Below are 24401 nucleotides of genomic sequence, written 5' to 3'. Positions count from 1 at the left end.
TCCCTTCGCTCTGGTGCGGAAGGCCGTTGGCCTTCAAGGCAGAGGCCGTCAATCCATTAGTTCTACATTGTTAAGCGTCTAGGGCGAGGCGGAGCGTTCCTTGTTCCACAGGAACAAGGCTACTTTGCTGCGCTGAGACGTCAGCCGAAAGCAACCTGCCTGACGATCAAGTCTAACAATGTAGAACTAGGCAAGGATCAATTCATTGCCAAACAATCCTGGGATTGCCAACGGGTGCGGGCTGGCTCTAACTTGCGACCCATGATGAGCGCTCCGAGCACCTGCGGCACGGCACCCCAGGGTGGTGCCTTCCGCCATGGCCTGATGCTTCTCGTCGCGATTGCTTTTCTGACCATGGTCGGAATCGTGCTGCCGCATGGAGACAGCGGCGAGGAGTTTCGAGATTGGTGCCTCTCGCACGCACATTTCCGTCCGCTCATCTTCACCTTGTGGGGCATCGTCATCGTCGAAGGCATCGCCGGTTTATTTGTGGCCAACGATGCCTGGCCAGCACGTCTTAAGCGCCTGCTGCTCACTGCTTTGCTGCCACCGCTGCGAATGATCAGTGCCAGCAGCAAGCCTGGTAGCTGGCTCTGGCTGCCCGGCATCGGCTGGAAGCGAGTGGGAGAGAAGACTTCCGAACAGCTTGAGCAAAAACTGGCGCTGCCGATGGTCATTCTGACCCTGCTGGTGCTCCCCGTTTTGGGCGCCGAGCTCACCGGCGGCGAAACACTGGAAAATCATCCGCGCATGGCGCTGGCGACGCATCTGACCACCTGCGTCATCTGGATCGGCTTCACGATGGAGTTCCTGTGGATGTTTGCCGCTGCTCCCGTCAAACTGACCTACTGCCTCAAAAACTGGATCAATCTCGTCATCATCCTGCTGCCACTCGTCGCCTTCCTGCGAGTATTGAACCTCTTCCGTTTTACCCGCATGCTGCGCGCTGGGAAACTGCTGCGCGCCTACCGCCTTCGAGGTCTTTGGACGCGGCTCTGGCGGATGGCGCTGCTCTTCAATCTCCTCGAACGCCTGCAACAGCGCGATCCGGCCAAGTACTGCGCTGCCTTGGAAAAGAAGATCACTGAGTTGGAAGCGGAGGTGGCGAAACTTCACGCCAAACTGGCTGAACAACGTACCAAGGTGGCAGCATCTGCCACTCAGTCTGAAGGAATCAAAGATGCCGACCACGAGTAGGCTCGTTTAACACTCAATCTCACTGGCCCAGGCTCAGGTACTCGCGCACGGTGTGGTTCATCGCCCTGCGCGCAGGCGGGAAGCACTGCGCTACTTTTTCGAAGACCTCCTCCATGGCAAATTCATCCGCGAGCACATGCTTGCGTGCGGCATCGAGGTGACTCACCACCACCTGCTCGTAGTAGTCCACATCCGGTGCGCCGCGCCGTTCGGCACGCCGATGTAAAAAGTCAGGATACAGGCAGGTCAGCACCAGAAACTGGTTCGCGCACTGCACATGGAGGAAGAATTTGTGATGCCGGCTCGCGTTCTCAATCGCCTCCAGGTAGTCAACACTGTACAGGCTGTCGATGCTGTGATTGATGTCCTGTGGACCCTTCGTCGGCGAGCAGCCAAAGTCTGCGCATACCACGGCCATGTAGTCTGCCACGGCGATCTCCTTAATGCCGAATTCCTTCAATGAGTGACGTACCACGAGGAAGAAAAACAGCTCTGGCGAAAGCAACGTCGCCTTGCGCGAGACGATCGCGGCATCAAAGAGCTTGTCGTTGTCGAGGATGATCGGTACGGCCTCCGGATCATCCAACATCGCCCTGAAGCCCTCCTTGCCGCGCTCGGTCAGAGCCAGGGTGTCACGAATGAAATTCCAATCCGTTGGGGTAAAACGGAGCCAGCAACCCGGGCGTGGAAAGCGCGTCATGGAGATTAAGTTTGAACTGTCAGCTAGATTAAGCATAACGAATGCCAATTTGAATTACCAGTTTCGACGGAGGGTCTTCGGCGTTTGTTCAATCGCTTCATCACAACGCTATAAAAGGCTTTGGCGCACCCCAGCTTCGTGCTAAGCACCCGCATGCCCAGAACCGACGGCCGCACCCCCGACCAACTCCGAAAAATCGAATACGTCCTCGACGTCGCCCCACATGCTGCGGGCTCCGTCCTCATCGCCTTTGGCAACACCCGCGTCATTTGCACCGCCTGCATCAATGAAGAGGTGCCACGCTGGATGAAGGTGCAAAACATCAAAGGCGGCTGGCTCACCGCCGAGTACTCGATGCTCCCCTACTCCACGCTTGAGCGCAAAGACCGCGAGAGCTCACGTGGCAGGCCCGATGGCCGCAGCACGGAAATCCAGCGCCTCATCGGCCGCAGCCTGCGTGCCGTCGTTGATCTCGAAAAACTCGGCCCCCGCACCCTGTGCGTGGATTGTGACGTGCTGCAAGCCGACGGCGGTACTCGAACCGCCGCCATCACCGGCGCCTGCATCGCCGTCGCCGTCGCCTTCAATCGCCTGCTTGAAAAAGGCAAGATCACGCGCCAGCCGCTCAAGAAGAAGCTCGCCGCCGTCAGCGTGGGGATCGTCAACGGTGAAACCCTGCTCGACCTCTGCTACAAGGAAGACGCCGCCGCCGATGTGGACAGCAACATCGTCCTCACCGAAGACGGCGAATTCGTCGAGATCCAGGGCAGCGGCGAAGAGGCCACCTTCACCGAGGCGCAGTTGCATTCCATGCTGGAATACGGCCGCAAAGGCATCAAGGAACTCCTCGTCATTCAAGAGGAAGCCATCGCCAGCGCGATGAAGCCTGCTGAAGGCAAGGACCTGCAGAAGCTGGCCGAATTTTTCGGCAAACGCTGATCGCAGAAGTTTGCGGCGGTTTGCGATCGTTTACGGTAGTTGGCAATGGTTTGGCTAAACCATTGCCGACAATCGTAAACTCTGCATGACTGCCCTGCTTCTCGATCCCATCTATCAACAGCATGATCCCGGTCCGGGTCATCCTGAGAGCGTCAAACGCCATGTGGCGATCACGCAGGCGCTGACGGATTCGGGCCTCGTTGCCAAAACGCAGGCCATCGCGCCGCGTGCCGCCACGGTGGATGAACTCGCCCTCTGCCATGATCGCGGATACATCGCTCAGGCAAGGAAAGATGTGGAATCTGGTCTCGATAACCTCAGCACCGGCGATACGGCCATCTGCGCCAGATCCTATGCCGTGGCAGTTAATGCCGTTGGCGGGGTCTTGAATACCGTTGATGCTGTCTTCGCAGGCAAGGTCAAAAACGCTTTCTGTGCCGTGCGACCGCCCGGACATCACGCACGCCCGGCGCAGGGCATGGGCTTCTGCCTGTTCAACAACATCGCCATCGCCGCACGTCATGCGCAGCAGCAGCATGGCGCGCAGAAAATCGTGATCGTCGATTGGGACGTTCATCATGGCAACGGCACGCAGGACATCTTCTATGAGGACGGCAGCGTGCTCTTTTGCAGCACTCACCAGAGCCCGCTCTACCCCTTCACGGGCCATGCCGTCGAAACCGGCAGCGGCAAAGGCCTCGGCAGCACGCTGAATCTCCCCTTCCCCGCCCGCACTGGCATGAGCGACATCGGCGCGGCCTTCACCGACCGTCTGATGCCTGCCATTGATGCGTTCAAACCGGACCTGATTCTCATCTCCGCCGGTTTCGACTCCCGCATCGACGATCCCCTCGGCCAGTTTCGCCTGACCGACGAGGATTTCGTCGCGCTGACCAAGCTCCTGCTCGAATCCGCGCACACCCACTGCCAAAGCCGGGTCGTCTCCATCCTCGAAGGCGGGTACAACCTTCAGGGCCTCGCCAGTGCCGTAACACATCACGTCCAGACATTGGTCGGGTAAACAAACCCAAGTTTCGGCGGCGTTGACAGTTTATTTACACAAGCCGCTCTTGTCAGAACGCCGCTTTTCTGATGGCATGTGTCAGCATTCCTAAAATCACCTATGTCCAACTCACCGCTCCCGCAAGACGACGTCGCCGCCATTGATGAGCTTCGCCAAGTTTACGTCCAGCTCTGCGACGAGCTCAAGAAGATCATCGTTGGCCAGCAGAAGGTCGTCGAGCAGCTTGCCATCTGCCTCTTTGCGCGGGGTCATGCGCTGCTCATGGGTGTGCCGGGTCTGGCCAAGACGCTGCTGATCTCGCGGCTCGCGGAAACGATGTCGCTGAGCTTCAGCCGTATTCAGTTCACGCCGGATTTGATGCCGATGGATATCACCGGCACGGACATTTTGCAGGAGCTGCCCGGTGGCAAACGCGCGTTCGAGTTCGCCAAGGGGCCGGTGTTTGCGAACATTGTGCTCGCCGATGAAATCAATCGCGCTCCCGCCAAGACGCAGGCGGCGATGCTTGAGGCGATGCAGGAGCACAAAGTCACCGTCGCTGGCCGCACCTACACGCTTGATTCTCCTTTCTTCGTGCTCGCCACGCAGAACCCCATCGAGCAGGAGGGCACCTATCCGCTGCCGGAAGCCCAGCTCGACCGCTTCATGTTTATGATCGGTGTTGATTACCCGAGCCGTGATGAGGAGATCGCCATTGCCCGCAGCACCACCGGTGCGAGCCTGCCGAAACTCGAGCACATCTTGCATGGCCCGAAGGTGATCGCCTTCCAAGAACTCGTCCGCCGTGTGCCGGTGCCAGATCATATTTATGAATTTGCGGTTGATCTTGTCCGCAAGACCCGACCCGCAAGCAGTGAAGCTCCCGCATGGCTGAAGCCGCTGGTGAGCTGGGGTGCTGGGCCGCGTGCGGTGCAGTACTTGATCCTCGGTGCCAAGGCGCGGGCTGCGTTGCAGGGCAGCTACATGGTGCGCATGGAGGACATCATGGAGGTGGCTGAGCCGGTGCTGAGGCACCGTGTGATGACGACGTTTACGGCGGAGAGCGATGGAATTAGCAGCAGGGATGTGGCGAAGAGGTTGGTGGAGGAACTCAGCAAAGAGAAGTAGCCGAAAAAAATCGAAAAGAGGAAAAAAGACACTCCCTCCTCACTCACCCTTTTTCATTTCTTTCCCTTCTTTCGGCCAACCTTCATGAGCGCTGCACCGTCAGATCGAAGCTTCCTTGACCCAGCGGTCCTCAGCCGTCTCATGGCCCTGCCCCTCAACGCGCGCCACGCCATGCTCGGCGGCGTGTCAGGGAAGCACCGCAGCCCGGTGCGCGGCTCCTCCCTCGAATTCGCGCAGTACCGTAAATACGTCCCCGGCGACGACACGCGCCGCCTCGACTGGCGCACCTGGGGGCGGAGTGACCGCTTTTACATCAAGGAATTTGAGGCCGACACCAATCTGCGTCTCTGCCTGCTCATGGACACCAGCGGCAGTATGAACTACGGCCCCGCTGGCAGCACACGCTTTGACTATGCGCGCAAGCTCGCGGGCACGCTCGGCTACGTGGCTGCGCAGCAGGGCGATGCGGTGGGGCTGTGGAGCCTCGCGGAAAAGCCGGTCGAAATTCCCGCCAAACGCGGTGCTTCGCATCTCGGACTCGTGCTCGATCAAATGGCAGGCATTCAGCCAGTCGGTGGCACCACGCTGCTCACCGCCCTGCACGACGCCGCTGAGAAAATCCGCCAGCGTGCGCTTGTCATTGTGTTCTCTGATCTCTTCGTGCCGCCCGCCGAATTGAAGTCCGCCGTTCAGCACCTGCGTTTCCGCAAACACGACGTGGCCTTCTTCCACCTGCTGGATCAGCAGGAGCTCGACTTCGACTTCGACCGCCCCGCCCGCTTCATCGACATGGAAGGCGGCGAAGCCATCCTCGCTGATCCCAGCCTCATCGCCCGCAACTACCGCGAAGCCGTGCGCCAGTACATGCACGAGATCGACGAACTTGTGCGCACCACCGCCATCGACTACCACCGCGTGAAGCTGCATGAGAAGTATGATGATGTGCTCGCGAAGTTTCTGCTGGCGCGGGTGCAGAAGAAAGGAGGGCGTGCATGATTAGGAAACTGCTGCCAGCCTCTTTGCACTCATCGGCACCGCTCAAAATTTTTGAGCTGTTGCTTGCGCTGTATGTGCTCTTTGGACTGGGCACATGGCAGATGTACAAAGGCTGGCAACATCCCGATTATGTCGGGTGGTCCAGCAGCGGAGCCATCATCATAACCGGGATGATTGCCTGCATCTGTCTGATATGGCGCAGGCGGCAGACCCATTACAGCGCGACTGTTTTAATCCTGTTCGTCGTGCAACTGGCGAATGCCACCCAAGACATCCTCAAGTGGAGTGCGAAGGACGAGATCGCCACATGGCCGAAGATGCACTGTGCTTTGGCCGCCGCTTTTCTAGTCTTGCTCATTTGGGACGAGAAAAAACGCCGCAAAGAAGCGGCCAAGGATGCAGCCAGTGAATTCAAAATCTTCGACATGAAGGACACGCTATGACCTTCCTCGCTCCAGCGCTTCATCCCATTTCGCAACGGTCTTACGCCGCGACGAAGTTGATGCGCACCTTGCGCCCCAGCGCGCTTGCCGCCCGCGTCAGTGTGGAAAGAGTCACGGATTTGCATTTAGGATCCAACAGGCGATCCAATGCAGCGCGAGAGGTTCCCATCGCTCCGGCGAGTTCGGATTTTTTGCTGCCGCGTTTCGCCATGATATCGGCAAGCTGTAGCGCGACGACGCGCTTGAGGGCTGCGAGTTCGACTTCCTCCTGGATGCCTTCCTCCTTGAGAAAGTCGCCCAGACTGCTGCCACGATGCGGGTTCTTCAATTTAGCTGTTTTGGATGTAGCCATGTTTGCGTTTCAGGGCCAGCGCCCTGTCCTCGGTGGGTGTCTTCTGCGTTTTCTTGATGAAGCCGTGCAGCAGGATGATCTCCTCGTGATGCACAAAAAAGAGCGTTCGGGCGATGCGTGTCGGCAACCGGCTGCGTACCTCCCACAGGCCGTCGCCAAGGCTGTCCACGAGCGGCATGCCCAGCGGCCAGCGATATTGCAGCACCTGCAAATCCTCGCCGATCAGCCTGCGCTCATCCGGCGGCAGCCGCTTCAACCATTCACGCACAGGCTCATTCCCGCTAGTAGTGCGGAAGAAGATCACGGGCAGAGGACGTTTAGCAGCCACAAAAGCAAGTGTATCAATTATGATACACTTGGCAAGCTCATTTTCTGCCACCCATGACCTTCCTCGCCCCAGCACTGCTGTTTGCTCTGCCGCTCGCGCTGCTGCCGGTGATCATTCATTTGATCCACCTGTACCGACGGCGGCAGGTGAAGTGGGCGGCGATGATGTTTTTGCAGATGGCGCAGCGGATGAACAAGGGGTTGTCGCGGCTGCGGCAGATTTTGATCCTAGCGTTTCGTGTGCTGGCGGTGGCGGCGATTCTGTTTGTGATCACGCGGCCTATGGCAGGCGGATTGCTCGGGCTCACGGGGGGGGTGCCTGACACGGTGATCGTGCTGCTGGACCGCTCGGCGAGCATGGAGCAGCAGAACCTTGCCAGCGGCACGAGCAAGCGTGCGGCGGGTATTTCGAAACTCGCGCAGGCTTTGCGTGATACGGTGGGCGTGCGCTCGAAGCTGGTGCTGATCGAAAACGCGCACTTGCAGCCGCAGTTGTTGGAGAAGCCGGAGTCGCTGATCGATCTACCGCTTACCGGACCCACGGACACGACGGCGGATGTCCCCGCGCTGATGCAGGGTGCGCTGGATTACATCACCAAGAATCAAACGGGTCGCACGGATGTCTGGGTGCTGAGCGATCTGCGGCAAAGCGACTGGGATGCCGCGAGCGGGCGCTGGCAGGCGCTGCGAAGTGCCTTCACCACGCTGAAGGGTCTGCGGCTGCATCTGCTGAGCTATGCGCAGCCTGCGGCGCAAAATCTGGCGGTCTCGGTGCAACGTGTTGTACGCAATGAGACGGCGGGCAAGGCCGAGCTGCTGCTGGATCTGCGTGTGACGCGAGATGCTGCATCGCGCGAGCCGCTGGAACTGCCGCTGCGGTTTGTGATCAATGACGTGAGCACCACGATCAAGGTGGAGATGAAGGACTCCCAGCTGATGCTGCAAGGGCACGCCATTCCCATCGACAAAACGACCAAGCGCGGTGCGGGCCGGGTGGAACTGCCCGCCGATGCCTCGCCGTCTGACAACGTGTACCACTTTGTGTTTGATGAACCGGCGGTGTTGCAGTCCGTGATCGTCAGCGATGATGAAGCCGAGGCGGGACCGCTGCAGGCGGCGCTGGAGGCCGCTGCTGATCCCACGCGTAAATATGCTGCTAAGGTGCTGTCTCCCGCGCGCGCAGCGGAGATTCCATGGGACGATGTCGCGCTCATTGTCTGGCATGCGGCACTGCCGAAGTCGGATGATTTGATCACTCAACAGCTCATGAATCATTTGAGCTCGGGACGCAGTGTTCTGTTCCTGCCCACTGAAGCGGCGAATGCGGAAGCCTTTGGTGGGCTGCATTGGGGTGCATGGAGCAGCGAGAGCAAGCCGGCCAGTGTCGAGTGGTGGCGGAATGATGCGGGCCTGCTGGCGAATACCCGCAGCGGCACCGCGCTGCCGGTGGGCGATCTTGAAGTGAGCCGCCGCTGCGAGATCCTCGGTGAAGGCACGCCGCTGGCACGCCTCACGGGCAATCTGCCGCTGCTCATGCGCGCTGACATTCCTGGCGATGGCAACGCGTGGTTCCTCGGCACGCTGCCGGGTTCAGGCTCTTCAAGCCTGGCCCGCGATGGTGTGGTGATGTTTGCCATGCTGCATCGTGCGCTGAATGAGGGCGCACGCAGTCTTGGCAAAGCGCAGCAGCGCGACGCTGGTGCCACTGCTCTGGGCAGCGGGGATATGAGTGCATGGAAGCGCCTCGGTCAGACGATCCTGAGTTCCGAGCAGCCGCTGCGTGCCGGTGTTGTCGAAAACGGTGAGAGGCTCGTCGCGCTCAATCGACCGCTGCGGGAGGATCATCCCGAAACGCTCGGCAAGACGGCGCTGGCGGAGCTGTTTGCCGGACTCGATTACCATGTCATCGAAGACCAGGTTGAAAACGATGCGAGCCTTGCCAGCGAAGTTTGGCGCACGTTCCTGTTTATGATGGCGCTCGCGCTCTTGGGTGAAGCATTGCTTTGCATGCCAGCACGAAGGGAACCTATCCAAACCAATGCTTAGCCGAAAAAAAGGAAAAAATTAAAAAAATCCTGCAACTGACCCACACCAAGATGCCACTATGAAAGACCGCGCATTTGAACTGACTGACATTGTCCGTGAAACGGGCTATCAAGTGCGACGCTACTTTGGTCCAGGCCATTTGGAGAAGATCTATGAAAACTCGCTCGCTCATCGTCTGCGAAAAATTGGCCTCAAGGTCGAGCAGCAGAAACAACTCATCGTTCGTGATGAAGACGACACCGTTGTTGGCGAATACTACGCTGACCTCGTCGTCGAGGATTTATTGATCCTTGAACTGAAAGCCGCCAAGGCCATCGCCAACGAACATATTGCTCAAATCCTCGGCTACATCCGGGCTTCCGGCATGGAGCACGGTGCCATCGTCAACTTTGGCGCACTCAAGTTCCAAATCCGCAAACTCGGCAAACAAGACGTCACACAGACTTCGACATTCCAACGATTCGCCCAATCCATCTGCGCCCTTTTCTAAACCTCTTCCTTTTTCTCTTCTTTCCCCTTTTTCGGCCCTCTCAATTCATGCAACCCACCACCTCACAGCTCGTCTTCAATCCCACGCCGGTCGCTTTCGGCTTCGGTGTGGCGTTTGTCGTGGCGATTGCGGGCCTCGCGCTGATGGCGTGGCGGCGCAGCGGCTACCGGAAGATCATTGGGTGGCTGGAGTTGCTGCGTGTCGTCATCGCCATTGGTATTGCGATCACGCTGTTGCAGCCGGAGTGGCTGGAGACCTTCAAACCGGAGACGAAGCCCACACTGGCGGTGCTGCACGATGTTTCCGGCAGCATGACCACGAAGGATGTCATCGACAAAGCGCGACCGAACGCAGAACCGAAGTCGCGCGAAGAGATGGCGAAGCCTTTGCTCGATGAGAAACTGTGGGGGCCGCTGAAGCAACGCATGGAGGTGGTGATCGAACCGTTTTCTTCCACGCAGACACCTGCCACCGAAGGCACGGACATTCATGCGGCGCTCGCCGGTGTGCTGGAGAAGCAGCCGAATCTGAAGGCGGTGGTGCTAATCAGCGATGGCGACTGGAACACTGGTGCAGCGCCTTCCCAGGCCACCACACGGCTGCGCATGCGCGAGGTGCCGGTGTTTGCCGTACCCATGGGTGCTGAGACGCGACTGCCGGATGTGGAGCTGAGCAGTTTTGATGTGCCCACTTTCGCGGTGGCGGGCAAGCCGTTGCGCATTCCGTTCACCATCGAAAGTTCGCTGCCGCGTGATGAGGTCGTGATGCTGGAGATGAAATCATCCAGCGGCGAGATCGTCACCAAAGAGGTCACGCTGCCTGCCATGGGGCGCTTGCAGGATGCCATCGCGTGGAAGCCGGACAAAGCGGGCGAGGTGAAGCTCACGCTGATGATCCCGAAGACGCCGAGCGAGCGTTATTCCGAAAATAACTCGCAGGAGGCTCCTCTTTCGATCCGCAAAGAGCAGCTCCGAGTGCTGGTGATCGAATCCTTCCCGCGCTGGGAGTACCGCTACCTGCGCAATGCCTTGGAGCGCGATCCGGGCGTGGACGTCAGTTGCTTGCTGCTGCATCCGGGGCTTGGCAAAGTGGGGGATGGTCGCGGCTATTTGAAGGCGTTTCCGAAGGATGAAGAACTCACGAAATACGATGTCGTGTTTCTGGGCGATGTCGGTTTGGCCAAGGGCCAGCTTACCGCAGACAACTGCATTTCGCTGCAAAAGCTGGTGCGCGATCAGGCAGGCGGCCTCGTCTTCATGCCGGGCTTCCATGGTTTCCAATCAACACTGCAGGAGACGCCCCTGGCCGATCTGCTGCCGGTGGTCTGGGACGCTGCGCAGCCGCGCGGCTGGGGCTCGTCGTCGCCGGGTAAGTTTGCGCTTACGGAGGCTGGCACGCGCAGCCTTTTGACGAAGCTCGAAGACAGCGACGAGGCCAGCACCCGTGTGTGGAGCAATCTGCCGGGCTTTCAGTGGTATGCGCCCGCGCTGCGCGCCAAAGCCGGCAGTGAGGTGCTGGCCACGCATGCGACGGAGTCGAATCAGTTTGGCCGCGTGCCGCTCATTGTGACGAAGACGTATGGAGCGGGCAAAATTCTCTTCATGGGTACGGATGGCGCGTGGCGCTGGCGAAGAGGGGTGGAGGACAAATACCACTACCGTTTTTGGGGCCAGGTGGTGCGCTGGATGGCCTATCAGCGCAACATGAGCAGCGGCGACAAGATGCGCCTGTTTTACTCGCCCGACCGCCCGCGCACGGGCGATGTGCTGACACTCAATGCGAACGTCATGAGCCTCACCGGCGAACCGCTGCGCGACGGCGTGGTGATCGCGCAGATCGCTGCGCCCAGTGGTAAAGTGAGCAGTGTGCGGCTGATGCCTGCCGGTGAGGAAGCGTGGGGATTGTTCAACGGCGTCTTCAGCCCTGTGGAGCCGGGCGAGCATGTGGTGCAGCTTAGTTGCGCGGAAGCGGGGTCGTCGCTGGAGACGAAGATTTCGATCCAGGGCACGAGCCGTGAGAAACGCGGGCAACCGGCGCGGCTCGATGTGATGCGTGAGATCTCGCGCTTCACCAAAGGTGAAGTGCTTGATGCGAGCAACCCCGCCGCGATCCTCGCCGCGATTTCCGCGATGCCGGAACCGGCGGTGCAGGAGCGCAGGTTGCAAATCTGGTCACATCCCGCCTGGGCCGGGCTGCTGGTGCTGCTGATGAGCCTTTTCTGGGTCGGAAGAAAGGCCGCCGGAACGTTTTAACCCCCAATCAAAAGCTCGTCAGAGACGTTTCATCAGGATAACATTCGCCTATTATGAAAACAGCACTGCCTGTCATCCTCGAATCGAAGCTCGCGGATTTTCGCAAGCGCGTCTGGATCGTCAAGCTCACCGAGGGGCTGCTGGCGGCGGCGTTCGGCATCGTGTTTTCCTACATTTTGGTGTTTGCGTTGGATCGCGTGATGGAGACGCCGGTTTGGCTGCGTGCCACGCTGCTGATCGCAGGTGCGGCGGTGCTGGGGCTGGGGCTGCCGCTGAAGTGGCACCGCTGGGTGTGGCGGCAGCGCAGTCTGGAGGATGCCGCACGGCTGCTGAAGCGCACCTTCCCACGGCTTGGCGATCAACTGCTCGGCATTGTGGAGCTGGCACACATGGAGGCGGGTTCGGCGGGGCGCAGTGAGCGCCTCGTGCAGGCGGCGATGGATCAGGCAGCGGAGGCGGTGAAGGACAAGGACTTCTCGCATGCCGTGCCGGAGGCGAAACATTTTCAGTGGGGCTGGGCGGCGGGTGTGACAGCACTAATCGCAGTCGCAGCGCTCACGTGGGTCCCAGATGCCGCGTGGAATGCCCTCGCACGCTGGGGGACGCCATGGCGTGACGTGGAGCGCTACACCTTCGCGAAGATCGAGACGCTGCCAAACCGGCTCGTGGTGCCGTATGCGGAGCCGTTTGATCTGAAGGTGCAGCTCAACAAAGACACCCGGTGGTCGCCTGCGTCGGCCAAGGCGCAAATTAGCGATCAGCCTGCCGTGGTGAGTGATCTTCAGGCAGGTGCTTATCCGCTGGCGTTTCCGCCGCAGAAGGAGGATGCGGCGCTGTCCCTTTCACTCGGCGATGTGCGCAAGACGGTGAACGTGCTGCCGCGCACCCGCCCGGAATTGACGGCCTTGTCCGTGCGCACACGGTTGCCGGAGTATTTGAAGTATCAGACGGAGCCCATGACCGAAGTGCGTGGAGGCTCGGTGAGCGTGCTGAAAGGAGCGCAGGCTTCGCTGGAGGCCACGGCATCGCGCGAGCTGGCCTCGGCTGAGGTGGATGGCGAAGCGGAAAAGGTTTCCGGCATGAAGGTGACGACGCCTTTTCATCCCATCACCGCAGATGCTGAAAAGCATGTGATGTGGAAGGATCGCGACGGCCTGACGCCCCGCGAGCCGCTGGTCTTGAAGATTAACGCGATTGAAGACGAAGCCCCGCGGCTGGCGGCACGGCGTGAAACGCAGGAGCAGGTGGTGCTGGATTCGGAAGTCGTTGTCTTCGACATGGATGTGCAGGACGATTTTGGCATTCAGCGAACCGGCCTCGAATGGCGCAGCGTGAATGATGACAAGACGAAGGGCGACAAGATCGCCGCCGCAGGCGAACCCGAGAAGAAGACGCTGGCAGCGAGGGCCACCTTTTGTGCGGATCGTGACGGTGTGGCACCGCAGACGCTGGAGATCCGCGCCTGGGCGGAGGATTACCTGCCGAAGCGCAAGCGGGCCTACTCGACGGCATTTCTGCTGCATGTGCTGAACAAGACGGATCACGCGCTGTGGCTGACGGAGCAGTTTGGCAAATGGCTCGAAGCGGCCCGCGAAAGCTATGAGCGTGAGCAGCAGTTGCACGCCACCAACAAAGAACTGCGCGCACTGACTCCAGCGGAACTCGACCGCCCGGAGAACCGCCGAAAAATCGCGCAGCAGGCCAGCGCGGAGAATGCGAATGCGGCGCGGCTGGGCATGCTGAATCAAAGTGGTCGCAGTCTGGTGGAGCAGGCGACGCGCAATGATGAGTTTGACGCCAAACGTCTCGAATCGTGGGCGACGATGCTTAAGTCGCTGCAGGACATTTCGGCCAAGCGCATGCCCAGCGTGGCGGATTTGTTGAAGCAGAGCTCGAATGCGCAGAGTGGAAAGCCCGGTCAGTCCACGGCTGCCACTCCGCCGTCGAATGCATCCCAGCAGCCCTCGAAGCCAGGCAAGCCGGGTGAAGGCAAAGCTGGCCAGAGCAAGGCCAGCGCGCCCCAGATTGCCAACGGGCCCGACATGCCCAAAGCCTCGCAGGGTGGCGGCAAGGCGTCCACGGAAGAGCAGAAGAAGGACAACATGCCCAGCATTACCGACAAGGAAGGCTCGATGAGCAAGGCAGAGTCACCGCCGGCGGACCCCAATGCCAAGCCTTCCCCACCCAAGCCCAGCACCCTGAAACTGCCGACGACGCAGATGGCGGCGGCTCCGGGCGGCAAGAAGAAGGATGACAAAGCCGAAGAGGAACAGAAACCGCAGGAGCAGCCAGCCTCGCAGGCCCAGAAGAAAATGCAGGATGCGCTGGATGAGCAGAAACTGCTGCTGGCTGAGTTTGCGCGTGTCTCGGATGAACTGAGCGCGATTCTGGCAAGCCTGGAGGCCAGCACTTTCGTGAAGCGCCTCAAGGCGGCGTCTCGCCAGCAACTGGTTGTGGCGAAGGACTTGAACACGAAGACTCTCAGCGCCTTCGGTCTGGAGCGCAAGCCGGTGCAGGATGCGGTGGCGATCGCGGAGAATGAAAAGACACAGAGCGAAACCGTCCGCGTGATCCAAAGCGACATGGAGGCCTACTTCGCGCGCAAGCCGGACATGCATTTCAAGAACATCATCGGTCAGATGAAGGACACGCAGGTGGTGAAAATGCTGACGTATCTGGGCGATCAAGCCGCGGTGAATCTCAGCGGCAACAGCATGGCGGGCGCGGAGTTTTGGGCTGACACGCTGGACCGCTGGGCGGAGGAAATGGTCGCGGCCAGCGAGTGCAAATCATGCAGCAGTTGCAGCGCCGACAGCCTGCCGCCGGAGATCGTTCTCAAGGTGATGAAATCCCTGCGCGATGAGATGAAGCTGCGCGACGAAACCCGCGAACTGGAATCCGCAAAGGCCGCGCTCAAAGAGGGAGAGCATGGGAAGAAGTCGGCCGCCCTGGCCTCGAAGCAGTTTGGCATCCAGGCCAATACGCGCGGTGCGTTTGATGACATCCTGCGTCTGCCGCAGGGGAATGAAAAATTTGGCAAGGAACTGAAGCTGCTCAACGCGGTGATGACGGTGATGGATGAAGCGGCGGGCATTCTCGACAAGCCGGACACGGGAGCGCCGGCGATAGCCGCAGAGACGGAAGCCATCGAACTGCTGCTGCAGACGAAACGTCAGGGCAAAGGTGGCGGCGGCGGCGGATCGAATCCGGGAGGCGGCGGAGGCTCAGGCGCAGAAACCGCCGAAGCGGCGCTGGCGGATCTGGGGCCGGGCTCGGATGCAGAAGCGAATGTGAACGCACGCCCGGTGGGCCAGGCGACGGGCAAGTCGGGGCGTGAGCTGCCAGAAGAATTCAAGACTGGTCTGGATGCGTACTTTAACAAACTGGAAGCAGGAGGCGGGGCGAAATGATCAAGCTGATGCTGCTATCCGTCGTCCTAACCATTTCAGGTGGTCCGCAGGCGCAGGTGCCGTCGCGTGCCGACCTGAAGAAGCCGCTTTCAGAAGCGGTCGAAAAGGTGCTGGCAGAGTTTGTACAATCCTGCGTACCGGAAAAGAAGAAGCAGCTCACGGCCCACATGGAGGAGGTGGTCAAAACCATCGACGGGGAGGTTAAACTCTCGGCGGAGGAAAAGAAGGCGTTGCTGGAAGAGTCCGTCAAGGCTGTGGAGACGACGCTGAAATCCTGGCAGCCGCTGGCCGTGGTCATGATGCGCACTTTTCTGACACGCACCTCCGACTCGGCGGCCATCCGGCACATCGGCCTGTGGAAGCCGGAAGTGGCAGGCCCCGGCGAGCCTATCGAAGACTGGACGCCGCCCGATCAAGACGCAGCATGGCTCGCTGCTTTGAAAGCCACTCTCGGCGAAGTGCGCTATGCCACCTGGCATGAGGCGGATGTGAAGGACCGGCAGCAGGTGGAAAAAAAAATCTCCGCCTATCTCGAACGCTGGGTGCGTGAATCACGCGGACCGATCAATGAAGACCTGCGTGCCAGGATCGGACTGATGAAAAAGAGGCTCGAACTCCCAGATACGCAGACCACCGTCCTGAACAAGGCGGCGGACAACTTGCTGGACCAGCTCAGCAACGCGGAGAAAAAACGGGCCGCCGACATGCTGCTCACACTTCCGCCCGCAGCCCGTGAGACCCTGATGGCCCGCAGTTCATTCTACATCCGCTTTGATCGTCCGCGCGGCGGAGCCTTGGACAAGGCCTGGGAGAAGGCGGCGGCTGGCGTGCTGCGTGCAGAGCAGATCGACCAATGGAAAAAGATCGACAAGGAGGAGCGTAGCAAGGCGGAAGCCGAGGTGGCAGAGATGATCAAGCCTTCCGAGCAGCAGGCAGAGCAGCAGATGGAGATTGCCATGGGTACGGAGATCGACGGCATGGTCACGGCGCTGGGCTTGACCAAGGAGCGGCAAAAGGCGCTGGAGCAGCTCTCGAAAGAAGCGATTCAAGCATCGCTGAAGCAGGCCCGCGTGGGCTGGCTGAAACAGGCAAGAAATTATTCGGTCACGGACCGCAAGCGCGTCCGTGGGAATGTCTATTTTAGCGTCATGGAAAATCTCCAGGCCATCAAGCTGCCGATCTGGACAGACGGGGTCAAGAAGCTGCTGACTGAAGAGGAGCGCACACGCATGGCGACCGAAAACAAGCAGCGTGAGCAGCGCGCGAGCCTGGCAATCTCACGCGTCTGCCTGGCAGAAATGGACAAGATGCTCGCACTTTCCCAAGAGCAGCGCATCCAGTTTGAACCTCTGCTGGGAGAGCTGATGAAGCCGCTCCTGGATCAGCGCCGTCAGCAGTACTGGAGTTACAATGCCCCCCAATTGTTTCAGAACGCGGGCAAAGTAAAGGATGAGACGGTGCGCGCCATTTTGGACGATGTGCAGTTGAAACACTGGAAGGAACTGATCGTCTCCAACAACAGTTCATCACGCAATATCATGCCCGACATAAACGGTACTTTCCCCGAGGTGCCGGACATGGAAGTGGCGATCTCGCAGCACCTGTACAAGATGTTTGTCGCGGAGCGGAGCAGGACGCTGGCGGCGATGATGCCGCAAGTCGAAGAAGCCTCACGCCTGCTGTCCCTCCCCGAACCGGCGGTCGCAAGACTCACCACAGCAGCCAAAGGAGCGGTGGAGACCAGTCTGGACTACTGGCGTCAGTTCACCGAAAATTTCGTGCGCCAGACCGTGCAGAGCGCCACTCCCCAGAATCTCCTGCAGATGCTGGCAGGCACCTCGCGCGCGAATTTCAGCCGTCAGGAAACCAAGCCGCAAAACACAGAACTCTGGAAAACGGCGCTGCAAACCACACTGAATGCAGCCCAGCTTAAAAAGCTCCAGCACGTGGCGGAAGAGAGGCAAACGTACCGTCTGAAGTCCATGGCGGCGATGTGTGTCTCCGAACTGGACCGCCGCCGAAAGCTTTCAGCCGATCAATGCGCCCGAGTTGAAGCCGCCGTCCAGCAGGTGCTGGCCGAATATCTCCCGGACATCGAACGCTACATGTCCGGCCAGTGGTTTTTACAATACTACTACGCCCTCGTCCCGCTGGCAGGCGTGGCGGAAAAAGACATGCAGGCCATCCTCACTCCGGAGCAGTGGAAGCTCTGCAAAGAACGCGACCTGCCCGACGCGATGCAGTACTGGGAGGGCATCAAGAACAATCACGAACAGCGGAAGAAACAGGGTGCGCAGGCCAACGGCCCCCAGGTCTTCTTCAACGGGGGAATCATCATCGAACAATGAATCAAGAAACCTCCATGACGAAGACCGCACCGGCAGCCGAACACGGCGGCAACGCCCAGCGTTGCTGGCGCAGATTTTCGTCATTCGTCATTCCAGTTTCGGCATTCCTTCTTCTCTCGTCAAACATCTCCGCCCAAGACCCATCCCTCCGTTTCGGCAGCGCGATCCCTCAGGAAGTCGATACCGTGTATGAGCGCGGCCTGGCGTGGCTGGCCTCGAAGCAAAGCGACGCAGGCGGCTGGCAGGGCGGGCACGATGGTGCAGGCATCGACGGCATCTGCCTCATGGCCTTTCTCGCCAGCGGTGAAGATCCGAACTTCGGCCGTTATGCGCCCAACATCCGCCGCGCGCTGCGTGCCATCATCCGCAGCCAGGATGCGGCCAGCGGCTACCTGCCGAACAGCATGTATCATCACGGCTTTGCCATGCTCTCGCTTTCCGAAGCCTACGGCGCGGTGGACGAATCTCTGCTGTGGGAGGGCGGCAAGCCGTTGCGCACGATCGGCCAGGCGCTCGATCTCGCGATCCGTTGCGCCGGTACCGCGCAGAAAGCGAACCGCTGGGGCGGCTGGCGGTACATGCCCAACTCCACTGACGCGGACACCTCGGTGACCGGTGCCGTGCTGATGGGACTGCTCGCCGCGCGCAACGCGGGAATGGCCGTGCCCGATGAAGTCATCGACAACGCGCTGAACTACATGCGGCGCAGCACCGGCAAGGATGGCAGCGTGGCCTATGCCGGGGGTTTCGGCGGCTTTGGTGAATCGATGAACCGCAGCGCCATCGCCACTCTGGTGGCCGCCGTTTCCAAGCACAAGGACAGCGAGGAGTTCAAGGCCACGCTCAAGCACATCTCCGACCGTCTGGAGCACAGCGAGGGCAGCTACAAGGAATATTTCCGCTACTACATGGCCCAGGCCTTGTTTCAGGGTGACTATGCCTCCTGGCAAAAATGGAACGCCGCCACAGCACGCGCGCTGGGCGAGAGCCAGTCTGCGGACGGCAGCTTTGGTGGTGGCGCGTACGAGACCGGCATGTCCCTGCTGGCCCTGGCTTTAAACTACCGTTTCCTGCCGATCTATGAACGCTAAACTCCTCATCACTGCGCTGCTGATGGTGGGCGGCAGCAGCCACGCTTCCGAGCTGCACTGGCAGAACGGCGAGTGGGTCGGCGGACATTTTGTGGGTGCCGAAAACGGTCATGTGATCTGGCGCACCCCCATGTTCAGCGAGGATTTCCAGGTGAGCATGGACGTGCTCAAGCGCGTGAACCGGCACAAGACAGATGCCAAAACCGAAGAAGCCTTCAGCATTCGCCTCGCCGACGGCAGCCGCCTGTTTGGCACGGTCACCGGGCTGGATGAGAAGACACTGAGCGTGAAATCCGCGCGCTTTGGCAGCATCCAGGTACTGCGTGACTCGGTGGTCAGCGTGCAGCGCCTGAAAGCCAAAGGCATGCCCTTCCCCGCACTGGCAGGCACCAGCGGCTGGACCGAAATCCCGGCTGAGAACAACCAAAGTGCGCCCGTCAAAGAGAAGCTCTGGCGCATGGTGCCCGGCGCGGCGTTGCAGCAGGTGGGTTGGAATCACCGCGTCAGTCTTCCCCTTGAATCTCCTGAACTGGTGGAAATGCAGTTCACCCTGAGCTCGACGGTCAGGCCGGAGTTTAAAATCGAACTCAAGGCGTCGGATGATGATCGTGTGATCGTGGAGACCTGGGTGGATGACGTGGTGCTGCAAGGCCGCGTGTTTGAAAGTGCGCAAAAACTCAGCAACGACGTGCGTCGTGTCACGCTAACCTTGTTCTGGAATCGTCAAACCGGCCTGTGCTCGATCTATGGAGCAGACGGCAAAAAGCTGGCGCAAACAACCAAGCCGCCGGTGGACGCGGCGGAGCCTGAAGCGAAGGCCGAAGAAAAAAAAGCAGACGCCCCAGCCGGCGGTGGTGGTCTTTTTGGTGCGCTGCTCGGTGTGGTGCAAGACGCAGTCCAAGGCCGGGTTGATGCTGTGGCACAGGCAAAGGCGGATGCTGCCGACCGCGCTGCAGAAGCCAGCCCCACCGGCCTGACTCTGTTAAACAAGGGGCCTGATCTGACCTTGGAGGCGCTGCGAGTCCGTGAATGGGATGGCTCACTTCCCGAGGACCTCACCGATGTGCGGCCACGCATCGAACTCACTGACGGGCGCTACCTCAAGGCGAAAGCCGTGCGCGCCGACGCCACGTCTCTGACCGTGCGTGCATTGGATGGCAAGGAGGCCAGCCTGCCATGGGACAAGGTGCTGGCGGTGGAGATGACCCATGAAGCCTCACCGTTTTACCAAGCCGCACAGCCGCTCACGGAGATGTGGTTCACGGATGGTGAATGGATCAACGGGACGCTGGTGCAGGTGCGCAATGAAGTGGCCACGTTTAACACCACGTTTTCCACCACGCCGGTCAATTTCAAGATCACCACGCTGCATCACCTCCAGTTTAAAGGCTTCGAGACCACCGAACAGAAGATCGACCTCGCAACGCTCGACACCCTCACCATCAACAAAAATCTGCTGCACGGCACACTCGCCGCCGACGGCGAGACGCAGCCGCTCTGGAAGCCTTTTGGCGCGCTGAAACCAGTCGCCATGACCAGCACGGGCGAGATGGAAATCACCCGTGCGGTGGCAGACAAGCCGGCGGGCATGCGTAGCGAGGCCTTGTTTTATCTTCATGACGGTGATGTCGTCCCCGGCAGGCTGCGGGCCATTGATGCGAAACACGTGGATTTGGAATCCGACGTGTCTGCCCTGAAACAACTGCCCAGCGAAAAGCTTCAGGCGATCCAGTTCGTGGGGGCATCCTTGAATCTCGACGGCTTCGAAGATCCAGGCTGGCAGCGCGTGCGTGGCAAAGCCGAGCAGGTGAAACGCAACGGCAAGGCCGGGATCGATTTCACCACCGGCGGTTCATGGGGACATCCCGCCTTCATGCAGGTGAATGAAATCAACTTCACCCTGCTCAACAACGGCTTCTCTGCCCTGCGGATGCGTTTGTTCTGCGACGGCATCAATCCGGCCGCGCCGAGCACGAACCTCCTGTTTGGCCACATGGGCAGCGAGGTCTGCTTCGGCCTCGAAGCCGCCAATGAGCAGATGGACCGGCAGTTCCGCCTGCGCACCAGCGCGTCAATGCCGGTACGCATCGCCATCGCGGAGAACACCCTCGAAGTTTTCTTCAATGGCGTCTCCGCGCGGAAAATTCCGCTCACTCCGAAAATGCGCTCCGGCAGCGGCATCATCATCGAGCCGTTCAGCCTGTGGGGAAATGGGGAGCGCGCGGTGAAGATCAACGCCTTCAGCGCACGCATCGCACCCGGACGTGTCGCCGTCCCCCTTGTGGATGCACGGGCCAAGGAGCATGCCCTAACCGTCCCGCGCTTCCGCAAAGAAGACCCGCCGCGCCATGCCCTGCTCGCCGCGAACGGTGACCTGCTGCGCGGCGTGATCGAAGCTGCCACGGCGCAGCATTTTGCCATACGCTCCGGTATGGAAACCATCCAGGTGCCGCGCGACCGCGTGAAGGCCGCTGTGTGGTTGATCAAACCCGCAGACGCCGTCAGCGCCGCCTTCGTAGCCCAGGACAATGAAGATATGCCGCCTGTCATCACCCACTGGCTGCTGCTGAACAACGGCGGACGCCTTGGGTTAAAGGTGGAGCGCTTCGCCAATGATGCCGTGTTCGGCACCAGTCCGCTCCTCGGCAGCTGCCGCGTGCCGCTGTCGCAGATTTATGTGATTCGCACCAGCTCCCCGCCAGACAGCGCCACCATGCTGGCCCTGCGTGAATGGAAGCTGAAGTTCGCCCCTGAACCCGTGCTTCCTGAATCCGGCGGGCAAAGCTCGCCGCTGCTCAACCAAGATGCGAAGCCGTTCAAACTGCCGCTGCTCGCCGGTGGGGATTTTGATCTGGGCAAGGAGAAGGGCAAAGTCATCGTCCTCGACTTCTGGGCCACGTGGTGCGGTCCCTGCATCAAATCATTGCCGCAGATGATGGATGAAATGGCGGCCTTCGATTCGAACAAAGTCCGCTTCATCGGGATCAATCAGGCCGAAGACAAGGAGACCGTGAAAACCTTCCTCGAAACCCGCGGCTGGAAATTTGAAGTCGCCCTAGATGCCAATCAACGCGTCGGTCAGAATTTCGGAGTTGAAGGCATCCCCCATACCGTCGTCATCGGCCCGGATGGCAAGGTGGCGTATGTGAAGTCCGGCTATGAGCCCGGTGGGGCGAAGGAAGTCGCGGAGATGGTGAAGAAGCTTCTGGCGAAGTGAAGCCCGACGGAGCTCGTCCAAGCGGTTCCGTCTTCCCGCTCGACAAACCATCCCGCCGCCGTCATGGATCGCCCCATTGATGAAACGTCCGCACAATTATCTCTCCTGGTGGATCTGGGCCGTGTATGCCCTGCTCGCCGGAATTTCCATCCCCTGGTACTGGCCCGCAGCGGACACGCGCATGGTGATTGGATTTCCTCTGTGGGTGGTGGTCTCCGTCTCCGGTTCGTTCGCGGTCTCGTGTTTCACCGCATGGCTCTTTATCTGCCGCTGGCCCGATGATGAAGAGGAGGACGAGGCATGATCGCTGCTGCTGCGGAGACCAATGTCATTCCGTTTGGCGCAGGAGCGCTGGCGTTCATTGCTGTGTATCTGCTGTCCATGGTCGGGATCGGCTGGCTGGGGATGCGGGCCAAGAAGGAGAACTCGCTGCGCGATCATTTCATCGGCGGATCAGGCGTGGGCTTCTTCGTGCTGCTGCTGACGCTGTTTGCCACGCAGTATAGCGGCAACACCATCCTGGGATTCTCAGGCAAGGCGTACCGCATCGGTTTTGCCTGGCTGACCTGCGTGCACTTCATGACCACGATCGTCGTGACCTACCTGCTGTTCGCCCCAAAGCTGTTCAAACTGGCGAAGCAGCATGCGTTCATCACGCCCACAGACTACCTCGCGCACCGTTTCAATCATCGCGGACTGAATCTGCTGGCCACTTTGATCATGGTGGCCTCGCTGATGAATTTTTACCTTGCTCAGCTCACGGCGATGGGACGTGCCGTGGAGGGCTTGACCACTCTGGACCCCGAGACGGCCTTCCTGTGGGGCGTCGTGGTGCTGGCCGGCATCATGCTGGTGTATGAGAACATGGGCGGCTTCCGCGCCGTGGCCTGGACAGATGTGATTCAGGGCGGAGTACTCGCGCTGGGTTTTATGGTCCTGCTGGTGCTGATCTTCAAAGAGTACGGCAGCATGGAGCAGACGACGCGCACGCTGCTGCAGATCGCCCCTGAAAAAGTGCTGCCGCCGAAAGCACCGGAGGTACGAAGTTGGATCAGCTACATCCTTCTGCTGGGTGTGGGTGCGGCGCTGTATCCGCAGGCGATCCAGCGGATCTATGCGGCGAGGTCGGCGAAGACGCTGCGCAAGAGCCTGGCGGTGATGGCCTTCATGCCGCTGTGTACGGCGCTGATTGCTGTGCTGGTGGGAGTGACGGCGGCGGCGCATCTGGCAGGAGAACTCCAAGGCGCCAGCTCAGATGCCGTGCTGGGAGTGATGCTGCGCCACATCCAGGAGCAGAGCGCCTTCGGCTATGCTCTCGTGGTGCTCATCTTTGCCGCGATTCTTGGCGCCATCATGTCCACCGCAGACTCCACTCTGCTGTCCATGTCCAGCATGGTGACGAAGGACTTGTACATGGGCTTTGTGCGGCCGGAGGCCAGTCAGGCCTCCCTGACCAGCCTCGGCAAATGGATTTCAACGATCTTCGTCGTCGCACTTGCAGCGCTGGCGATCTGGCTCAACAACTCCGGCACCAAACTGACCCTCGTGGAGCTGCTGGAAATGAAATTCGACATGCTCCTCCAGCTTGCCCCCGCCTTCATGATCGCGATTCACTGGCAGCGCATGCGCGCCGGACCCGTGTTTGCAGGCATGTTCGCCGGACTGGTGTTTGCCCTCCTATTTTTCTGGGTGCCGGCCAAAGGGGATGGATTTTTGACGCTGCTGAAGAACTCCGGCTTCCACCCCGGCCTCTACGGACTGCTGCTGAATATTTTCATCGGCGTGACAGGTTCTTGGATCGTGAATACCTGGTCAAAACATCGCACAGGCGAAATGTAAAAGAACGCCCGCCTCATGCCATCTCCCTCGGACCTGACCTCCCTCGATCAAAAACATCTCTGGCACCCCTTCACCCCCATGCGGCAGTGGTGCGCGCCGGATCACACCCCTCTCATGCTCGTCGCGGGGCATGGCTGCACCCTGCGCGATCAGTTCGGCAATGAGTATCTCGACGGCAACGCCTCCATCTGGACGAACTCCCACGGCCACACGCATCCGGTCATCAATGCCGCCATCATCGAGCAGCTCGGCAAGGTGGCCCACACCTCCTTTCTCGGCTTCACCAACGAGCCCGCCATCCGCCTGGCCAAGGAACTCGTTGATCTCCTCCCCGGCGGGAAAATCACGCGTGCCTTTTTCACTGACAACGGCTCCACCGCCATTGAGTCCGCCGTGCGCATGGCCCTGCAGTACTGGAAGCAAAACGGCAGGCCGCAGCGTGACACCCTGATCGCCTTCGACCGCGCCTACCACGGCGATACTCTCGGCGCAGCAAGCCTGGGCGGCATCCCCCTCTTCAAAGGCAGTGGCAATGATTTCGGCTACCGCGTCATCACCGTCTCAAGTCTTGACGCCCTCCACTCCTTGACCGCAGAAGACCGCCAGCGCATCGCCGCCATCGT

General features: G+C 60.1%; 19 protein-coding genes. 16 read left to right on the top strand and 3 right to left on the bottom strand.

Annotated features, from left to right (window positions below; translation table 11 throughout):
- Nucleotides 1–261 precede the first annotated feature (261 nt).
- Nucleotides 262–1197, top strand: coding sequence for a hypothetical protein (locus tag PSV43_RS12250; protein ID WP_300197253.1), 936 nt, complete (start codon nucleotides 262–264; stop codon nucleotides 1195–1197).
- Between the two features lie 19 nt (nucleotides 1198–1216).
- Here PSV43_RS12250 and PSV43_RS12245 read toward each other — a convergent pair whose 3' ends face one another.
- Entirely contained in the window at nucleotides 1217–1897 is a 681-nt protein-coding gene (locus PSV43_RS12245; RefSeq protein WP_300197250.1) for a hypothetical protein, read from the bottom strand.
- 153 nt (nucleotides 1898–2050) lie between these two features.
- On the opposite strand from PSV43_RS12245, the gene rph reads away from it, so the two are divergent.
- From rph to PSV43_RS12220, 5 genes are all read left to right on the top strand, one after another.
- Nucleotides 2051–2836, top strand: coding sequence for a ribonuclease PH (gene rph / locus PSV43_RS12240; RefSeq protein ID WP_300197247.1), 786 nt, complete (start codon nucleotides 2051–2053; stop codon nucleotides 2834–2836).
- 85 nt (nucleotides 2837–2921) lie between these two features.
- Entirely contained in the window at nucleotides 2922–3857 is a 936-nt protein-coding gene (locus PSV43_RS12235) for a histone deacetylase (RefSeq protein WP_300197244.1), read from the top strand.
- A 102-nt stretch (nucleotides 3858–3959) separates the two neighbouring features.
- Nucleotides 3960–4967 carry an AAA family ATPase gene (locus PSV43_RS12230; RefSeq protein ID WP_300197242.1) on the top strand — a complete coding sequence of 336 codons (1008 nt, stop codon included), beginning with the start codon at nucleotides 3960–3962 and terminating at the stop codon, nucleotides 4965–4967.
- Nucleotides 4968–5051: 84 nt separating this feature from the next.
- Entirely contained in the window at nucleotides 5052–5963 is a 912-nt protein-coding gene (locus tag PSV43_RS12225) for a DUF58 domain-containing protein (RefSeq protein ID WP_345784664.1), read from the top strand.
- A complete protein-coding gene (locus PSV43_RS12220) occupies nucleotides 5960–6406 on the top strand; it encodes a hypothetical protein (RefSeq protein ID WP_300197235.1) in 447 nt (148 codons plus the stop codon). Before PSV43_RS12225 ends, PSV43_RS12220 begins: the two co-directional genes overlap by 4 nt.
- 40 nt (nucleotides 6407–6446) lie before the next feature.
- On the opposite strand, the gene PSV43_RS12215 is transcribed toward PSV43_RS12220, so the two are convergent.
- Together PSV43_RS12215 and PSV43_RS12210 are read right to left on the bottom strand one after the other, a co-directional pair.
- Entirely contained in the window at nucleotides 6447–6758 is a 312-nt protein-coding gene (locus PSV43_RS12215; RefSeq protein ID WP_300197232.1) for a helix-turn-helix transcriptional regulator, read from the bottom strand.
- Nucleotides 6736–7062: a type II toxin-antitoxin system RelE/ParE family toxin gene (locus tag PSV43_RS12210; protein ID WP_300197228.1), complete on the bottom strand. Its 327-nt coding sequence runs from the start codon at nucleotides 7060–7062 to the stop codon at nucleotides 6736–6738. The genes PSV43_RS12215 and PSV43_RS12210 overlap by 23 nt, the downstream gene beginning before the upstream one ends.
- Before the next feature lie 77 nt (nucleotides 7063–7139).
- Here PSV43_RS12210 and PSV43_RS12205 point away from each other — a divergent pair, with 77 nt between their 5' ends.
- The 10 genes from PSV43_RS12205 to PSV43_RS12160 all read left to right on the top strand — a co-directional run.
- A complete protein-coding gene (locus PSV43_RS12205) occupies nucleotides 7140–9131 on the top strand; it encodes a BatA domain-containing protein (protein ID WP_300197225.1) in 1992 nt (663 codons plus the stop codon).
- Nucleotides 9132–9189: 58 nt separating this feature from the next.
- Nucleotides 9190–9621, top strand: coding sequence for a GxxExxY protein (locus tag PSV43_RS12200; protein ID WP_300197223.1), 432 nt, complete (start codon nucleotides 9190–9192; stop codon nucleotides 9619–9621).
- A gap of 47 nt (nucleotides 9622–9668) precedes the next feature.
- Nucleotides 9669–11873, top strand: a complete 2205-nt coding sequence (locus PSV43_RS12195) for a hypothetical protein (protein WP_300197221.1) — start codon at nucleotides 9669–9671, stop codon at nucleotides 11871–11873.
- Nucleotides 11874–11926: 53 nt separating this feature from the next.
- Entirely contained in the window at nucleotides 11927–15283 is a 3357-nt protein-coding gene (locus PSV43_RS12190) for a hypothetical protein (protein WP_300197218.1), read from the top strand.
- Nucleotides 15280–17631: a hypothetical protein gene (locus PSV43_RS12185; RefSeq protein ID WP_300197216.1), complete on the top strand. Its 2352-nt coding sequence runs from the start codon at nucleotides 15280–15282 to the stop codon at nucleotides 17629–17631. Before PSV43_RS12190 ends, PSV43_RS12185 begins: the two co-directional genes overlap by 4 nt.
- A gap of 14 nt (nucleotides 17632–17645) precedes the next feature.
- On the top strand, nucleotides 17646–18722 hold the full coding sequence (locus tag PSV43_RS12180; RefSeq protein ID WP_300197213.1) for a squalene--hopene cyclase: 1077 nt from the start codon (nucleotides 17646–17648) through the stop codon (nucleotides 18720–18722).
- Nucleotides 18712–21939, top strand: a complete 3228-nt coding sequence (locus tag PSV43_RS12175; protein ID WP_300197210.1) for a TlpA disulfide reductase family protein — start codon at nucleotides 18712–18714, stop codon at nucleotides 21937–21939. The genes PSV43_RS12180 and PSV43_RS12175 overlap by 11 nt, the downstream gene beginning before the upstream one ends.
- Before the next feature lie 79 nt (nucleotides 21940–22018).
- Nucleotides 22019–22243 carry a hypothetical protein gene (locus PSV43_RS12170; RefSeq protein ID WP_300197207.1) on the top strand — a complete coding sequence of 75 codons (225 nt, stop codon included), beginning with the start codon at nucleotides 22019–22021 and terminating at the stop codon, nucleotides 22241–22243.
- Nucleotides 22240–23778 carry a sodium:solute symporter family protein gene (locus tag PSV43_RS12165; RefSeq protein ID WP_300197205.1) on the top strand — a complete coding sequence of 513 codons (1539 nt, stop codon included), beginning with the start codon at nucleotides 22240–22242 and terminating at the stop codon, nucleotides 23776–23778. Before PSV43_RS12170 ends, PSV43_RS12165 begins: the two co-directional genes overlap by 4 nt.
- A gap of 15 nt (nucleotides 23779–23793) precedes the next feature.
- A partial coding sequence (locus PSV43_RS12160) for an aminotransferase class III-fold pyridoxal phosphate-dependent enzyme (RefSeq protein WP_300197202.1) occupies nucleotides 23794–24401 on the top strand: 608 nt, incomplete at its 3' end.

Source organism: Prosthecobacter sp., assembly GCF_029946185.1.
Taxonomy (GTDB): Bacteria; Verrucomicrobiota; Verrucomicrobiia; order Verrucomicrobiales; family Verrucomicrobiaceae; genus Prosthecobacter.
This window is presented reverse-complemented; position numbering and strand designations above follow the sequence as displayed.

Bases quoted from the DNA above. Each gene is read 5' to 3' on its own strand.
- PSV43_RS12250 (WP_300197253.1), top strand. From the start codon at position 262: ATGATGAGCGCTCCGAGCACCTGCGGCACGGCACCCCAGGGTGGTGCC.
- PSV43_RS12245 (WP_300197250.1), bottom strand. From the start codon at position 1,897: ATGACGCGCTTTCCACGCCCGGGTTGCTGGCTCCGTTTTACCCCAACG.
- rph (WP_300197247.1), top strand. From the start codon at position 2,051: ATGCCCAGAACCGACGGCCGCACCCCCGACCAACTCCGAAAAATCGAA.
- PSV43_RS12235 (WP_300197244.1), top strand. From the start codon at position 2,922: ATGACTGCCCTGCTTCTCGATCCCATCTATCAACAGCATGATCCCGGT.
- PSV43_RS12230 (WP_300197242.1), top strand. From the start codon at position 3,960: ATGTCCAACTCACCGCTCCCGCAAGACGACGTCGCCGCCATTGATGAG.
- PSV43_RS12225 (WP_345784664.1), top strand. From the start codon at position 5,052: ATGAGCGCTGCACCGTCAGATCGAAGCTTCCTTGACCCAGCGGTCCTC.
- PSV43_RS12220 (WP_300197235.1), top strand. From the start codon at position 5,960: ATGATTAGGAAACTGCTGCCAGCCTCTTTGCACTCATCGGCACCGCTC.
- PSV43_RS12215 (WP_300197232.1), bottom strand. From the start codon at position 6,758: ATGGCTACATCCAAAACAGCTAAATTGAAGAACCCGCATCGTGGCAGC.
- PSV43_RS12205 (WP_300197225.1), top strand. From the start codon at position 7,140: ATGACCTTCCTCGCCCCAGCACTGCTGTTTGCTCTGCCGCTCGCGCTG.
- PSV43_RS12200 (WP_300197223.1), top strand. From the start codon at position 9,190: ATGAAAGACCGCGCATTTGAACTGACTGACATTGTCCGTGAAACGGGC.
- PSV43_RS12195 (WP_300197221.1), top strand. From the start codon at position 9,669: ATGCAACCCACCACCTCACAGCTCGTCTTCAATCCCACGCCGGTCGCT.
- PSV43_RS12190 (WP_300197218.1), top strand. From the start codon at position 11,927: ATGAAAACAGCACTGCCTGTCATCCTCGAATCGAAGCTCGCGGATTTT.
- PSV43_RS12185 (WP_300197216.1), top strand. From the start codon at position 15,280: ATGATCAAGCTGATGCTGCTATCCGTCGTCCTAACCATTTCAGGTGGT.
- PSV43_RS12180 (WP_300197213.1), top strand. From the start codon at position 17,646: ATGACGAAGACCGCACCGGCAGCCGAACACGGCGGCAACGCCCAGCGT.
- PSV43_RS12175 (WP_300197210.1), top strand. From the start codon at position 18,712: ATGAACGCTAAACTCCTCATCACTGCGCTGCTGATGGTGGGCGGCAGC.
- PSV43_RS12170 (WP_300197207.1), top strand. From the start codon at position 22,019: ATGAAACGTCCGCACAATTATCTCTCCTGGTGGATCTGGGCCGTGTAT.
- PSV43_RS12165 (WP_300197205.1), top strand. From the start codon at position 22,240: ATGATCGCTGCTGCTGCGGAGACCAATGTCATTCCGTTTGGCGCAGGA.